10 protein-coding genes are annotated in these 15,051 nt (G+C 57.5%); 6 read left to right on the forward strand and 4 right to left on the reverse strand.

Annotated features, from left to right (window positions below):
• Positions 1 to 22: 22 nt before the first annotated feature.
• A complete protein-coding gene (locus BMZ24_RS18175; RefSeq protein ID WP_092194320.1) occupies positions 23 to 385 on the reverse strand; it encodes an Hpt domain-containing protein in 363 nt (120 codons plus the stop codon).
• 513 nt (positions 386 to 898) lie between these two features.
• Between BMZ24_RS18175 and BMZ24_RS18180 the strand changes: the two genes are divergently transcribed.
• From BMZ24_RS18180 to BMZ24_RS18200, 5 genes are all read left to right on the forward strand, one after another.
• On the forward strand, positions 899 to 3,112 hold the full coding sequence (locus BMZ24_RS18180) for a type I secretion system permease/ATPase (protein WP_092194322.1): 2,214 nt from the start codon (positions 899 to 901) through the stop codon (positions 3,110 to 3,112).
• A complete protein-coding gene (locus BMZ24_RS18185) occupies positions 3,109 to 4,560 on the forward strand; it encodes an HlyD family type I secretion periplasmic adaptor subunit (RefSeq protein WP_244150416.1) in 1,452 nt (483 codons plus the stop codon). Before BMZ24_RS18180 ends, BMZ24_RS18185 begins: the two co-directional genes overlap by 4 nt.
• A 53-nt stretch (positions 4,561 to 4,613) precedes the next feature.
• Positions 4,614 to 5,282 (forward strand): response regulator, encoded by a 669-nt coding sequence (locus BMZ24_RS18190; protein ID WP_092194324.1) that lies wholly within the window; start codon positions 4,614 to 4,616, stop codon positions 5,280 to 5,282.
• A 402-nt stretch (positions 5,283 to 5,684) separates the two neighbouring features.
• Positions 5,685 to 6,344 (forward strand): response regulator, encoded by a 660-nt coding sequence (locus BMZ24_RS18195; protein ID WP_092194326.1) that lies wholly within the window; start codon positions 5,685 to 5,687, stop codon positions 6,342 to 6,344.
• Positions 6,345 to 6,820: 476 nt separating this feature from the next.
• Complete coding sequence (locus tag BMZ24_RS18200) at positions 6,821 to 8,170, forward strand: dihydrolipoyl dehydrogenase family protein (protein ID WP_092194328.1); 1,350 nt, start codon at positions 6,821 to 6,823, stop codon at positions 8,168 to 8,170.
• An 80-nt stretch (positions 8,171 to 8,250) separates the two neighbouring features.
• Here the strand turns inward: BMZ24_RS18200 and BMZ24_RS18205 are convergent, their stop codons facing one another.
• The 3 genes from BMZ24_RS18205 to BMZ24_RS19740 all read right to left on the reverse strand — a co-directional run bounded on the left by BMZ24_RS18205 (position 8,251) and on the right by BMZ24_RS19740 (position 14,128).
• Positions 8,251 to 11,364, reverse strand: coding sequence for a PEP/pyruvate-binding domain-containing protein (locus BMZ24_RS18205; protein WP_092194330.1), 3,114 nt, complete (start codon positions 11,362 to 11,364; stop codon positions 8,251 to 8,253).
• 123 nt (positions 11,365 to 11,487) lie between these two features.
• The gene (locus tag BMZ24_RS18210) at positions 11,488 to 13,410 is read right to left on the reverse strand and encodes an SLC13 family permease (RefSeq protein WP_092194332.1); all 1,923 of its coding nucleotides are present in this window, start codon (positions 13,408 to 13,410) and stop codon (positions 11,488 to 11,490) included.
• A gap of 334 nt (positions 13,411 to 13,744) precedes the next feature.
• The gene (locus BMZ24_RS19740) at positions 13,745 to 14,128 is read right to left on the reverse strand and encodes a hypothetical protein (protein ID WP_153304620.1); all 384 of its coding nucleotides are present in this window, start codon (positions 14,126 to 14,128) and stop codon (positions 13,745 to 13,747) included.
• A gap of 428 nt (positions 14,129 to 14,556) precedes the next feature.
• Between BMZ24_RS19740 and tsaA the strand changes: the two genes are divergently transcribed.
• Positions 14,557 to 15,051: a tRNA (N6-threonylcarbamoyladenosine(37)-N6)-methyltransferase TrmO gene (gene tsaA, locus BMZ24_RS18215; RefSeq protein ID WP_092194334.1), complete on the forward strand. Its 495-nt coding sequence runs from the start codon at positions 14,557 to 14,559 to the stop codon at positions 15,049 to 15,051.

Below are 15,051 nucleotides of genomic sequence, written 5' to 3' on the forward strand. Positions count from 1 at the left end.
GCCGGGAACTCATGGCTTAAGCCTACGGGGCGGAATCACGGAGCTCTCCGGCTGCGATGGCGACCTCTTCGAAAAGAGCATGGAAGGCAGGAAGTTCCTGTTTGATGCCGTCCACGTCTCCGATCCGGGCCAGATTTTCAAGAAGTGCGCTCTGGGCAGCCAGCCTCTTGGCCGAAAGGTTTGCAGCCCCGCCCTTGATGGAGTGAAAGAACAGGACGATTTCATCGCAATTGCCGCCCTGCACGACCGTTTCCGCCTTTTCCCGAACCTGTGTGTTGAGCTCCAGAAATCTGAGCAAAAGCTTCACGAAAATCTGCCTGTTCCCGCTGAACCTCAGCAGCGCCTCCTCCATGTCCAGAACCAGGATTGCCGCGTTACTGTTCATCAAAACCTCCGTGAAAATATCAATCCATGCCAAAAAACCTTAACCTGCTAAAATTTCGACACAAACAAACCCAGGATCTTTCATTCACGCATCCGCCCAAAAAATACGCACTACGAACTTAACTACCCAAAATTCCATACAAACAACACCCCGTAAGACAAGTATGTATGACATTTAATACATTAAAGCCTTATTTGCAACGCACAAGACCGCCGGCTGTAAGACAGATGTGCGATTATTTCAGGCAAATTACGTCATCGCAGCGCTAAATGCCGGCCAAATCACCCCTTTAAACGGAAAAATCATAAACTACAGGGATACAATATTATTATACGCATTGCTGCGGATATTTTACTAAAAATACATACAAAACTAGGTATTGATGCGATCAAAAAATACTAACAATTAGGAATAATTCAAATAAATTATATCACGTAATACCTAGTCATACCGAGATGACCACATCTCCCTTTCAGGACCGGCCATCAAAACACGCAAGCCAAGGAGTGTTGCATGTCGCAGGAACCGCAAACAGCAAGCGAAGAGACCATTCAGTCCGGCACAGTCGGCCTCAAAGAAAGTCCGGGAATCGCCGACGCGCTCACCGGGTGCCTTCTCTTTGTGGCCAAGCATCACGGCCGCGTCCTGTCGCCTGCGTCCCTCCTGTCCGGCCTGCCCCTCGATGCCCAGGGGCGCTTGACTCCCGGCATGATCGAGGCGGCTGCCCGCAATGCCGGGCTGTCCGCCCGCATCGTCAGGAGCCCGCTGAAGAAGATCGCCCGCTTCGCCCTGCCGGCCGTGCTCTTTCTGAGGGACGACGAAGCCTGCGTACTGCAGGAGGTGGATGGCGAGAACTTCACGGTCTCCCATCCGGCCCTTGAAGACGGGGCCAAGATCATGACCAGGCAAGAGCTCGAAAAGCTCCACACAGGACATGTCCTCTATCTCATGCCCGCAAGAAAAGAGGCCTCGCCCCAGAGCGCCGCGCCAAAACCCAAAGGCCATTGGCTGCAAAGCGCCCTGCTCCGGAACTGGCGCGCCTATTCGCAGGTCATCATCGCGGCGACGATTCTGAACATGCTCGCACTGGCCATGCCGCTCTTCGTCATGAACGTTTACGACAGGGTGGTGCCAAATAGCGCCCTGGAAACCCTCTGGGTACTGGCCATGGGCATGGGCGTCGTCTTCGTTTTCGATTTTACCATCAAAGGACTGCGCGCCTTCTTCATCGACAGGACCGGCAAGAAGATCGACGTCGAACTGGAGGGCAGGCTCTTTGACCAGCTCCTCGACATGCACCTCAAGGACAAGCCCGCCTCGGTGGGCTCCTTCGCCAACCTCCTGCGCGAACTGGAAGTCCTGCGGGACTTCTTCACATCGGCCACGCTGGTGAGCTTCGTCGACCTGCCGTTCATCATCCTCTTCATCATCATGTTCTGGTACATCGGCGGCCCCATCGCCTTGATTTTCATGGCCGTGCTGCCCATCACGCTGCTTATCGGCCTGATCATCCATGTCCCCATAAAAAACTCCGTCGAGACCGCCATGGCCATGGGCAACAGCAAGCACGCGGTCCTGGTCGAGACCTTGAGCAACATCGAAACGATCAAGGGCCTCGGCTGCGAGGCGACCATGCGCGGGCGATGGATGCACGACACGGCAACCAGCGCCCGCCACGCAATCCGCTCCCGTTCCCTGTCCCATCTGGCCATGAACCTGACGGGCTTCGTGCAGCAGTTCGCGTATTTGATCATCATCATCGTCGGCGTGTACCTGATCAAGGACGGAAAGCTCACCATGGGCGGTCTGGTGGCCTGTTCCATACTGAGCGGCCGGGTCATGGGCCCCTTCGCCCAGATCGCCCAGCTCATCACACGCCTGCACCATACCATGAGCGCCTACAGGGAGCTGAACCGGATCATGGACCTGCCGGTGGAACGCACGGACACGGACTCCTTTCTGCACAGACCCCGACTTGATGGAAGCATTGAATTCCGCGACGTCACGTTTTCCTACCCCAGCTCCAAGCTGCCGGCCCTCAAGGGCTTGAACCTGCGCATCGCGGCCGGAGAACGGGTGGGCATCGTGGGCAGGACAGGCTCTGGCAAGTCAACCCTGGGCAAGCTGATCATGAGCCTCTACACCCCCGACCAGGGCGCGGTGCTCGTGGACGGGGCGGACCTGCGCCAGGTCGACCCTACGGACCTGCGCCGCTGGACCGGCTACATGCCCCAGGACGTGGCCCTGTTCCAGGGCACGGTGCGACAGAATATCTCCATGGCGCATCCCCAGGCTTCGGACCAGGAAATCCTGCATGCCGCCCGCATCTCCGGCACCCACGACTTCATGAGCACCCATCCCCAAGGCTACGCCCTGCACGTGGGCGAACGCGGCAGCACGCTTTCCGGCGGTCAGCGCCAGGCAATATCCATCGCCCGGGCGCTGCTGCGCGATCCGCGTATCCTGGTCATGGACGAGCCATCCAGCTCCATGGACTCCCAATCCGAGGCGCTCCTGCTGCAACGTCTCAAATTCTTTCTGGACGCAAAGACCCTGGTGCTGATCACCCATCGCCCGTCCCTTCTGGAACTGGTGGATCGTCTGGTGGTCATCGACGACGGCCGGGTGGTGGCGGATGGGCCAAAGGAGGCGATCATGCGGCAGTTGCAGTCCGGAGGGGTCCCCGTCAATCAAACCGTGCAGCGGCAAACGGGGGTCAGGCAATGAACGCTCCGCACAATCTTGGCGCACCGTCCTTAAACACGGCAAGAATCGAAGCAACTCCCCCGCAGTGCGCACGACAAGACACTTGTCCACCAGCGGGGTCCGCCGCGAAAAGCCGGGAGCACGCCCACCGGGACCAACAGACCCGCAGCTTCGCGCTGGAACTCGACGACCTGACCAGCCGGAGCCGGATCACGCCCAACCTCATGCTCATCGTCATCGTCATGTTCTTCACGGCAGCACTTGCCTGGGCGGCCCATGCCCCCCTTGATGAAGTGGTGCGGGGCATGGGCAAGATCATTCCCTCCACGGAAATCAAGCGCATCCAGAATTTCGAGGGCGGCATCGTCAAGGAGATCCTGGTGCGCGAAGGCCAGGAGGTGGCAAGGGACCAGCCGCTCATCCTCCTCGATCGAACACAGATGGCCTCCCGGTTCCGTGAACAGCGGTCAAACTATCTGGACCAGATCCTGGCCATCGCCCGTCTGGAAGCTGAACTGGCAGGCAAGGATGCCATAGCCTTCCCGGCCGAGGCGCGGAACCAGAAACCGCACCTGCTCGAAAACCAGACCGAGCTTCTGCGCTCTCGCACCGCGAACCGGCAGGCCGCCCTGTCCGTTCTTGAATTCGACAGGCAGCAGCGCATGCAGGAGCTCAAGGAACTCAGGAGCAGGCTGGGTTATCTGCAAAGCAACCATGCGCTGCTGGGCAAAGAAGTGGAGATGACCCGGACCATGGTTGCCAAGGGCGCAGCCTCGGAGATGGATCTTTTGCGCTCAAAGCGCCAACTCATGGAACTTGCGGGACAGATCGCCGACACCCGCATCGCCATCCCCAAGGTGACCGCCTCCCTGGAAGCCGCCACGCACCGCATCGAGGAGGAGAAAAGCAAGCATCGCACGGAAATACTCAAGGAACTCAGTGCGATTCGCACCGAAATGGAGGGCCGCAAGGAAAAGCTCCCGGCCCTTGAAGACCAGATGAACCGCACCAGTGTACGCTCTCCCGTGGACGGCACGGTGAAACGGGTTTTCGTGACGACCATTGGGGAGGCTGTCGGGCCGGGCCAGGAGATGCTTGAGATCGTGCCCCGGGAAGACACCCTCCTGGTCGAGGCAAGGGTGCCCCCGCAAGACATCGCCTTTCTGCATCCAGGCCAAGATGCGGACGTCAAGATCACGGCCTACGACTATTCCATCTATGGAAGCATGAAGGGAAAAGTGGAACACATCAGCGCCGACGCCATCACCGACGAACAGCAAAAAACCAGCTACTATCTCATCAAGGTCCGCACCGACAGTGCTTCTTTGACAAGCAAAGACGGCAAGGAACTGCCCATCATCCCGGGCATGGTGGCCGAAGTGGATGTGCTGACCGGCAAGAAAACGGTGCTTGAATACATCTTGAAACCCATCATCAAGACTGCCAGAGGCGCGCTTCGTGAAAGGTAAGGGTTGAACTCCAGCGAATTGCGTGGCATGCATCAATTTGGGAGAAGTATGCCATGAAAAAAAGAATTCTGCTGGTTGAAGACGACGATCTGCTGCGTTTGGGCCTGAAGTCCATAATTCAGGCCAAAAAAGAATATTCCATTGAAGCCGACACGGCGAGCGGGAAACAGGCCCTGCGCCTTTTTGACGCAAACCATCCCGATATAGTGCTTCTCGATCTTCTGCTGCCCGACATTTCCGGCATCGAGGTGTTGCGACATATAAAACGGGTCGCTCCCAAAGTTCCAGTGGTGGTGCTTACCGCCCATGAAGAGAACGAACTGCTTTTTGAAGCGTTGGAATGGGGCGCGAACTGTTATGTTCTCAAGGGAGCGGGGCCGGAAGAATTGTTCCTGGGCATTCATTACGCACTGCTGAACGAGATGTTCATCAGTCCGAAACTGGCCAAGCTCATCGTGGAAGCCTACCTCTTCGTCAATCGCCAACGAAAGGCCCTGCCGCCCTTGAACGAACTCACGGCGCGGGAAAGGGAAATCGTCAAACTCATCATCGACGGAAAAAAGAGCAAGGAGATAGCCGACACGCTCTTTATCAGCGTCAAAACCGTTCACAAACACCGGTCCAACATCCTGGAAAAACTGGGCCTCAGCAACCTGGCCGACCTGCGCCAGCGCAAAATGTATGTCCTCACCGAAATGTACGAAGAAGACATCAACAAATAGCCGAGCCGCCACAACCTTCCCTTTGAGAAAAATACGGACGTGGAATCTTAATTTTATACTTACCACGTTTTAGTCAAATTTATCCAAAATACACAGCACTTTCCGTTGCTGAAGCTCTCCGCCTTCAAGTAAACTCTCAATAAGTACTTACGTAAAACATTGACATTGTGCACAATGTTTCAAGAGGCATGTCCTGTTCAATCCACAAACTGTCACCTCAAAATAATTCACACAATTCTCAATCGCCACATATAAACCATTATCGAAGCATTTCGCATATCATGTTAATAAATGATATTGATGAAAAATTTAATAAATCCTCAATTTTCAACATTCTATAAAAAACACAAAAAGGGGCTTCGTAACCTGCAATCATCGAGAAAAATCCGGGAGTGACACACCTTGGAAAAAAACAACTTTCTTCTGGTTGAAGACGATCACCTTTTACGCATGGGACTCAAATCCATGATCGACATGCATGACGAGTACACATGCGCTTCGGACGTGGCGACAGGCAGGGAGGCGGTGCGTTCCTTCAGGAAGCAACCTGCGGACATCGTCCTTCTGGACCTGTTGCTGCCGGACATGACAGGAATGGAAGTGCTGAGAAAACTGCGCAGGATCGACAAGCAGGTCAAGATAATCGTCTTGACCGTCTGTGAGAACAACGACTTCCTTTATGAAACCCTGGAATATGGCACCAACGCATATGTTCTCAAAAGCGAGAACCCCGAAGAAATTTTCATGGCCATAAAATACGCTCTGAACGATGAAATCTTCATCAGCCCCAAACTCACCAAAAACATCGTCAAGGACTATATTATCGCCACACGGCAACGAAAGGGCTTGTCTTCCCTGCAAAACCTCACCGCTCGCGAGATCGAAGTGGTAAAACTGATTTTCGACGGCAGGAAAAGCCGGGAGATCGCGGAAATTCTGGCCATCAGCATCAAAACCGTCGACAAGCACCGCTCGAACATCCTCCAGAAGATAGGCATCCACACCTTTAACGAACTGCGACACGGTGGAATATACTTCCTTGATATACTGAACCAGAATTAAGACTCACACTTCAAACGGCGGCCTCGCGAAACATCGCTTACCGGCATGCCATGTCCGCAAGGCAGGCAAGAAACGTCCTGCGGGCTTCAGCCCTCACAACTATTCCCCGATCATTCAAACCATCTGCGCTTTAGCCTTGCAGTGATGCAGGCAAACGGCCCTGACGGACGACAGTCCGAGGGGAACGGAACGCCCCGCTTCGTTTCCCAATGCCAATGCATCTTGTGCGGGCTTGCGCATGCAAATCTTCTCGAATCCGACGTTTTATTCTTCATGATTTGAAAAGCGGCACAATTACATGTACCGTTCATTCCGGACAATCCATCTTTCGAGATTTTGGACGCATGCCGCAAAATTCCGCCGCGAAAGAAATCTCGACCAGGCACCCGGTCAACCATGCTTACCGTTCCAAGTCCGCTTGGATGCCGCATTTCCGCAGTCCCGGGGGTTTGAAATCTGAACACATGGAGTTGCTTTTGAAAACTCGAAAATTCGACGTCATCGTTCTGGGCTCCGGAGTCGCCGGGGGCCATGTCGCCTCGCGCTGCCACAAGTCCGGTCTGAGCGTGGCGCTGCTGGAAAGCCACGGTTTTGGGGGCACCTGCCCGCTGCATGGCTGCGAACCCAAGAAAGTCATGGCCGACGCCGCCGAGACCGTGGAGCGTTTCAACAACACCTCCGGGACAGGCCCGACCGGTTCCGCCAAACTCGACTGGGTCGAACTCATGCGCTTCAAGCGCACGTTCACCGACGATTTGCCGGACAAAATCCGGACGCACTATCAAAACCTGGGCATCCAGACATTCACCACGGCCGGCAAATTTGCCGGTCCCAATACCATCGTGAGCGGGGATGAACTGCTTGAAGCCGCCCATGTCTGCATTGCAACCGGCTCGACTCCCAGGGAGTTGCAGATCCCGGGGCACGGACATCTTTCTTCCAGCAACGATTTCCTGGCCATGCCCACCCTGCCGGAAAGAATCGTCTTCATCGGAGGCGGATTCATCGCCTTTGAACTGGCTCACATCGCGGCAGCGGCCGGGGCCCAGGTGACAATCGTTCATCGCAGCGAGCGTTTCCTCAAAAAATTCGACGCCGACCTGGTGCAACGATTGACCGGGCATCTGGAAAAACTGGGCGTAACATTTCATCGGAACTGTCCGCCCCACTCCATTGAAGAAAATGGCGGAGCGTTGCTGCTGAAGGCTGGAGAGGACGGTCGGCAAAGCTTTACGGCGGATGCGATCTTCAATGCGGCCGGGCGCATTCCGGCCCTGGCCGGCCTCGACCTGCCCGCCGGCAACGTCGACACGCGCAATGGCGGAGTCGCCGTCAACGCCTACATGCAGAGTCTCTCCAACCCTTGCGTCTTCGCTGCCGGAGACGTCATCGCCGAAACCATGCCCCTGACCCCGGTGGCCAGCGTGGAGGCGGAAGTCGTGGCCAAAAACATCATCGAAGGCCCAAAGCACACGATGAGCCCTGACGTGACGCCATTCTCCCTGTTCACCTATCCACCGCTGGCGACCGTGGGCATGCTTGAAGAGGAAGCGCAAAAGCAAGGGATGCGCTTCGATGTCATCCAAGGAGATTCGGCAGGATGGTCGGAATACCAGCGTATCGGGCAAACGTGCGCGGGATTCAAGCTGCTGGTCGAAAAAGACACGCGGCAGCTGCTGGGGGCGCACGTTCTGGGCGACGCGGCAGAAGAGACAATCAACCTTTTCGCACTGGCCATGCGCAAGAAGGTCGATGTCGATGAATTGCGTTCCATGCTGTGGGCATACCCATCTTTTGGCTACGCAATGAAATACATGTTCCGGTAACCTGAAGTAACGCCCAAAAAAACAGGATTCCCAACAGGAGCGGTCCATCGGCCGCTCCTGCATTTTTCATAAAAAAAGGTCTATTCTCCTGCCCTTTTTTCTTGCTGCGTGGCACCGGCCGTTTCCAGATCCCGAAAATAGGCAGTGGTGTCTCCCTTGGTCCAGAGGCCGACGTAACCCCAGACGGGTCTGGAGGCGGTGAAGCTTAGACCGCGTCCACTAAAGCCGACGGCGGTGATCTCCTTTCCAGCCACCGTCACTTCAAGGCCAACCCAACGCCCCAAAGGCACCTGCATGTCGACCCGCGCCAAAAAACTTCTGGTATTGTTCACGAATTCAAGTAGTTGCAATTCTCCTGCGGCGGCATCCACGGCCAATACCAGGCAATTTCCGACATTGCCCAAGCCGAAAGCCAGCCCGGCGGCGAGGTCCACGCATCCGGCCTCGATGCGCACATCGACCCGGATGCGCCCGTCTTCGTGCCGACTGTCGCGTTTCACGGCGGTCGGATAGTAGTGCCGGGCATGCCGTTTCTCCAGAAATTTCCGGTACCGACCGCCCAGGACCGAACTCGCGGCAAAATGCAGTGCACATGAAACCGTCTGCCCCATGTGCGCTCCATCCTGCATGATGACCTCCCGGCCATCCATTTCGGCAAGGGACCACTGACCAAAAGACGCATAAAAACCGGGAAGCCGCTTTTCGGAACGATCCAGAAAATCATATTCCTGCCTGAAGAACATTTCGGCCAGGGTCTGCACCTCTTCCCGGTTCGGTATGGCCAGATCAAGCAGCCTGCTGCAGCCCAGCAAGCGGCCGGTCTGATCCAGCACCTCCTCCATGTCCGGGCAGTCGAGCCCCCTCAAAGACGCCTGCAGCATGTCCCCACTGATGTTCACCTCATAGCCCAGCCGCTTCAGCACATTGGACAGGAACTCGATGCGCAGGGCCTTGCCGGAGCCGGTGCCGGCTCCGCCCGCAAACTGCAGGGTCAGGGTGTTGGCATCCGGGTCATCCGAACAGAGCGCGTCCAGATTGGAATAATGGTATCCGAACTTGACGCTCAGGTTCAGGTAATCGGCGGAGACCAGGGCATAGGATTTCGTTTCCGGCGGAATGGCACCGCCGGGCCCCATGCTACCGGACATGAGGGCCATGAAGTTCCGTCCGCTCAGGTCCACGTTTCCGGCCCAGGTCACGCCTGGATGCGCCAAGCCTCGCCACAACGCGGCCATGGGCCTGGAGCGGATGTGCTCCGGAAGAATCTCGGCGCAGGTATCAAGCCCTTCGGCCAAGCCACCGCCCAAGTCGATGAAGTGCATGGCCAGAGGGATGTTGGCGCTCATGCTACGCGACACCACCGAGTCGTCTGCAAGGCGGGAGATGTTGAACATTTCCTCCATGGCCTTTTCGTGGGCGAAGCGGATCAGGTCGTGCAGGGTGCGGCACCCCTCGGGAGTGAAGTCCGGCGATTTCGGGTCGGTCAAATTGAGGGGAGATATGCGCTCCAGCAGTTTTCGCAGGTGCCTGCCAATGGGCCCCAGCCCTTCATCTTCGTCCCGGGCAGGAAGCTTTCGGCTCAATTCTGGTACAAGGCCCAGATAGACTTCCCCTTCTTCAGCCAGCAGGGTGATCTCCTGGCCGGAGGATATTTTCGTCGTGGCCTCGCGGGTATCCATGAGGGCCGGAACATTGAACTCCCGCGCCACGGAGGCAAGATGACTGGCCACCCCGCCAAGGTCGGTGATCAGCCCTCGGACCCGGCTCATGTAGGGGGCCAGATCCGGGGCTGCCGTCCGGGCGACCAGGATGGCGTTCTCGGTCTGCTCCGGTTTCAGTTCAGCCGAAACAAGGATCGCCTTGCCCGAAACCCTGCCAGGCGACGCCGTTTGTCCGGCCGACAAGAGCAGCTCCATGCTTTCGGTATTCAAGGCTGCCGAGGGTTTGGCGGTCTTGGAGATACCCAGGGGACGCGACTGGAGAAAAATAATCCTCCCTTTTGCATCTACTGCCCATTCGATGTCCTGCGGCGCGCCGAAATGCGCTTCAAGCCGAAGACCGGAACGCACCAAATCAATGACGGCTGAATCCTTCAGGGCGGGCGTTACGTTTTCCGAATCTTCATCTTTGGGCTGGATTGCGCGCCAGGCGATTGAAAACGTGTCGCGGTCAACCCTGTACACATCCGGCGAGGCGGACCCTCCGACCACCTGCTCCCCCAGGCCAAGGGCCGCGTCGATGCGCGCCTGACCCGCCTGCGGCATGGAAGGATCCACAGTGTAAAGGACGCCGCTGGTCCTGGCGTCGACCAAATCCACGACGGCCACCGCCATGGGCGTGGCCGCGTCGGACAGCCCATACCGAAGCCGGTACAGGATGGCACGAGGAGTGTACTTACTGGCCAGGACAGTGCGAAAGGCCTTGGGCAAATCCTCTTCTTCAACCGGGAGCACGCTTGCATACTGTCCGGCAAAGGAGGCTGCCGTGTCCTCGCCCACGGCGCTGCTGCGCACGGCCAGTCGCGGCTTGCGGCCAAGACGACGGGACAGGGCACGAAATTCACCCTGCATGGCCGTCTCCAGGGCGCTCGGCAACGGAGCGGCCAGAATTTTCTCGCGGATCTGGCTGCACGCCTCGTCGCTGTCGGGCCGGCCCGGATCGAAATCGGCCAGCATCTCCTCCACGGAATCAAGCAAGCCGTTTTCGCGCAGAAAAAGATCAAAGCCCGCGGTCGTGACGACAAACCCATCCGGCGCCGACAGTCCGAGCACATTTGTGATCTGCGCCAGGTTGGTGGCCTTGGCGCCGGACAGGAGCGTGTCCTTCTCGCCAAGTTGCGCAAAAGGCAGCGTGAGCGGCCCTTCGATGACGGGCCGCTCTCGCTGGATCAAGGCGTGAAGCTCATCGGCCACGGTGTCAAAAACGGGCAAAATCCCGTCGTAGCGATGACCTGAAAGCTGGTTCAGGGAGCCCACCAATTCCCTGACATGATCCAGAAGCTCCGCGCCGCGCCGCTGGATGAAGGCCATAGTGGCCAATCCGGCCCCACGGTCCAGCATTTCAAGCTCCGCCAGAATGCGCAGCGCGCGATGATTGTGCTCCAGAAAGTCATTGTAGTGCCGAAAACGTCGGGAGGCCGGGCCGTCCTGGTCGGCCAACAGCTTGCAAGAATCCTGCTTGAAAAAAAACGGCATGAAGTTCTCCTCAAGAAACAATGTCACATGTATGGACTTTCACCTTGATCAAAACTTCGGCGCTACAGCCGACTCGATTTCGCAACCGGGCAGAAACGTGCGCCATCCTGCCGGACGTTCATGCTACAGCGGCCAGAACCAAACCAGAAGCGGAAGCCCAAGGGCGATGACGACCACGTCCATGGGCAGGCCCATGCGCCAGTAGTCCCCAAAACGGAATCCGCCGGGTCCGAGGATCAAGGTATTGTTCTGGTGTCCAATGGGCGTCAGGAAGGCGCAGGAGGCGCCAATGGCGACGGCCATCAGGAACGTGTCCGGATTGACGCCGAGCTGAATCGCCGTTCCAAGCCCGATGGGAGCCATCACGGCCGCCGTCGCGGCATTGTTCATGAGATCGGTCAGAATCATGGTCGTGAGCATGACCACGGCCAGTGCGACAAAGGGGTTGCCCTGAGCCACGTTTTCAAGCAGCAGGCGCGCGATGAGATCGGCCGCGCCCGTGTTGCGCATGGCCTCGGCAACGGGCAGCAGCCCGCCCAGCAACACAACCACCGGCCAGTCCACCGCCTCGTAGACCGAACGCATGGGCAACGTGCGCAGCGCCATGGAGGCCAGCACTCCGGAAGCAAAAGACACCTCTGCGGGAAGCAGCCCGAAGGCGGCCAAGCCCACGGAGATCACCATGATGCCCGTGGCCATGAGCGCCTTGCGCTTGTCGAAAATGCGCAGATCCCGCTGGGCAAGGGGCACGCAGCCCGAGTTGCCGGCGAAGCCGTTCAGGCTGTCAAGCCGCCCCTGCATCAGCAGCACGTCGCCCGGCTTGATCAGCAGGGACCGCAAGCGGGCCATGGTACATTCGCCCTGACGGGCAACAGCGAGCAGATTTATGCCGTACCGGGTCCGCAACGCCAGATCGCTGGCCGAACTCCCGACAATTCTGGATTCCGGCAGCACCGCCATTTCCATCAGCGCGGATTCCTCGCGCCCCGATTCCTCGGGTTCCGCCTCGGTCGCCGCAAGCTCGGCCAGATCTTCGGAACCGCCCGCCAGCCCGAGCGACGGGGTTTCACTTGCGTCCGGGCTCTTCAACTCCGAATCGTCAAACAGTTCTTCCTCGTCGGCCCCGGCATCTTTCTGCACGGCCGCACCCTGCTGCTTGTCCTCTTCGAGCTTCAGATCAAGCCGAGACAGCACTTCGCTCAGCGCCCCCACATCGGCCTCCAGAATCAGGACGTCTCCAGCGCGCACAATCTTGCCGGGACGAGGAGAGCGGACGTGCAGGTCGTTGCGTACGAGATCCAGCATCTGGACATCGAGCTCTTGCAGAACCGTCTTTATTTCCTGGAACCGCTTGCCTTCGCTGGCGCTGCCCTCCGGCACGCGGACCTCGGTGATGTAGGCGCTCGTCTCAAAACCCGAGGCTCCCGCCTGCCTGCGCGCCGGGACGAGACGCCAGCCAATGAGAGCGATAAAGACGACCCCCGCCACGGTCAGCGGCAAGCCGACCATCGAAAAGTCGAACATCTTAAAGGCGCTCATGTCCGGCCGGTCCGCGCGAAAGCCCGCGATAATGAGGTTGGGAGGGGTACCGATCAGGGTCGTGGTGCCGCCCAGAATCGATCCGAAGGCCAGAGGCATAAGGACCTTGCCCGGAGGCAGGTCAAGACGCCCCGCGACCTGGATCGCGACCGGCATGAGCAAGGCCAGTGCGCCGACATTGTTCATGAAGCCCGAAAGCACCGCACCCAGGGCGGCCAGTGCCGCGATACTGAGCGTCGGGCCGGTGTTGGACGGCAATACAGTCCTGGTCAGCACGTCGACCGCACCCGAGGCTTGCAGGCCGCGACTCAGCACCAGCACGCAAGCCACGGTAACCACGGCAGGATGACCAAAACCGGCAAAGGCCGCCTGCGGCTCGACCAGGTCGGACAGCACGCAAAGCACCAGCGCCGCCATCGCCACCATGTCGTGCCGCCACCTGCCCCACAGGAACATGCCGATGGCAGCGGCTATGATCATCATGATGAGAGCTTGATCGTAGGTCATATTCACCCCTCCCGCGGGATGTCCACGTCATGTGCGGCGCAGGCTTCGAAATGAAACAACCAGGGCAGACCATCAATAAATTAAGCATTTGTTGGTGCTGAAAATATTTGCCTGGTCATGCCCAATTCCCCGACGATTTGACGGAAGCCTCAATCAATACGGAATCTGCCGCGATTGTCAGGAAAATTCAACCGGAAATGCCGTTTCAAGCGGTGTTGCTTCGACCCGGAACAGAGCTGACAACCTCCTCGTTCATTTCAAAGATTGATTCAGTCATCAACTGCGCATGCTTTTTTCTGGATGCTTCCGTGCGATAATGCTTTGTTTCAGCTGCTCATGCTTTCATCAACCCGCCGGAAAGCGAACAGTGGAGATATTCGTGGACCAGGGCAAAAAGAAGAGACGCGAGCCGACCTGCGAGTGCAAAGCCATTGCAATGGTGCGCGAGTTCATTCTCGGCGCAAGGATTGCTGAAGGAAGATTGCCACGCACGAATCATTGAGAAAATAACCCCGACGACGCAAACCATCCACATCCCCATGGAAGAAAAGGATGCGGCCACCAAGATCGCGCCGTCCACGATCCCGGATCGGAACAGATAGGCAACGATTGAGCGGTTCCGGTGCGGGTGTCGGTTGCCGCTCAATTCCACTTCGAAAATCAGGGAGGTTCCTGCTCGCAGCAGCGCAACATGCCGAATTTTGAAACAGGGGGCCATGATACTGCATCATTTTATCCGGCCAACACTTGGCCAACACGAGAATACCGGACAACCTGCTTTGCAAACTGCTAGGCGTATCCGTATTTATACCAAGAAAAACCAAAGGTTCTCTACGTAAATTTCCTTAAGCATTTCTCTTGATTGTTCCATATTTCACATGCTACCATTTTTCGTATGAAAACGACTCTCATTATCACAATAACCCTCGTCATGGCAGCGGCAATCGCAATATGGGCAGGGACAAGACCAAGATTGGGAAAAACCGGCCGTTCGATCAATGTCAGCTTTGATCAATTGAAAGACATGGAACATCGGGATCGATGACGAAATACGCGATGCCGGGACGAAAGGCGGACTTTTCCGGCTGATTCGCCGATGCGTCTCGTCTTCGCGGCAAAGAGGCACGAACAAAACCGGAGCAAGTCATGGATGATATCCGCATGCGCCCCATCGGCGTCATCAACTCCCCCTTCACAGACAGGGCCGACATGCCCATCCAGCCTTGCGGCGCGTGCGACGTGGCCGGCCGGATAGTCCTGGAGGAAGCCCTGGCCCCTGGCCTTACGGATCTGGAGGGATTTTCCCACATCTATCTGCTCTATCACTTCCACATGAGCCGGGGTTTCGACCTGACCGTCGTCCCGTTCATGGAACCGGCCGAACGCGGACTCTTTTCCACCCGCGCTCCCAGACGCCCCAACCAGATCGGCATGTCCATCGTGAGGCTTGAGCGCATTGAGGGCAACATCCTGCACATCCTCGATGTGGATGTCCTGGATGGCACACCGCTTCTGGACATCAAGCCCTACTTCAAAACCTTCGACGCCTTTCCTGAAGCCATTTCAGGCTGGGCCGAAAGCCATCAGAGCGAAGCGGGCCGGGTCCGCTCCGACAAACGCTTCGTCGATCCCAAGAAATGA

Source organism: Desulfomicrobium norvegicum (assembly GCF_900114595.1).
In the GTDB taxonomy this organism is placed as follows: Bacteria; Desulfobacterota; Desulfovibrionia; order Desulfovibrionales; family Desulfomicrobiaceae; genus Desulfomicrobium; species Desulfomicrobium macestii.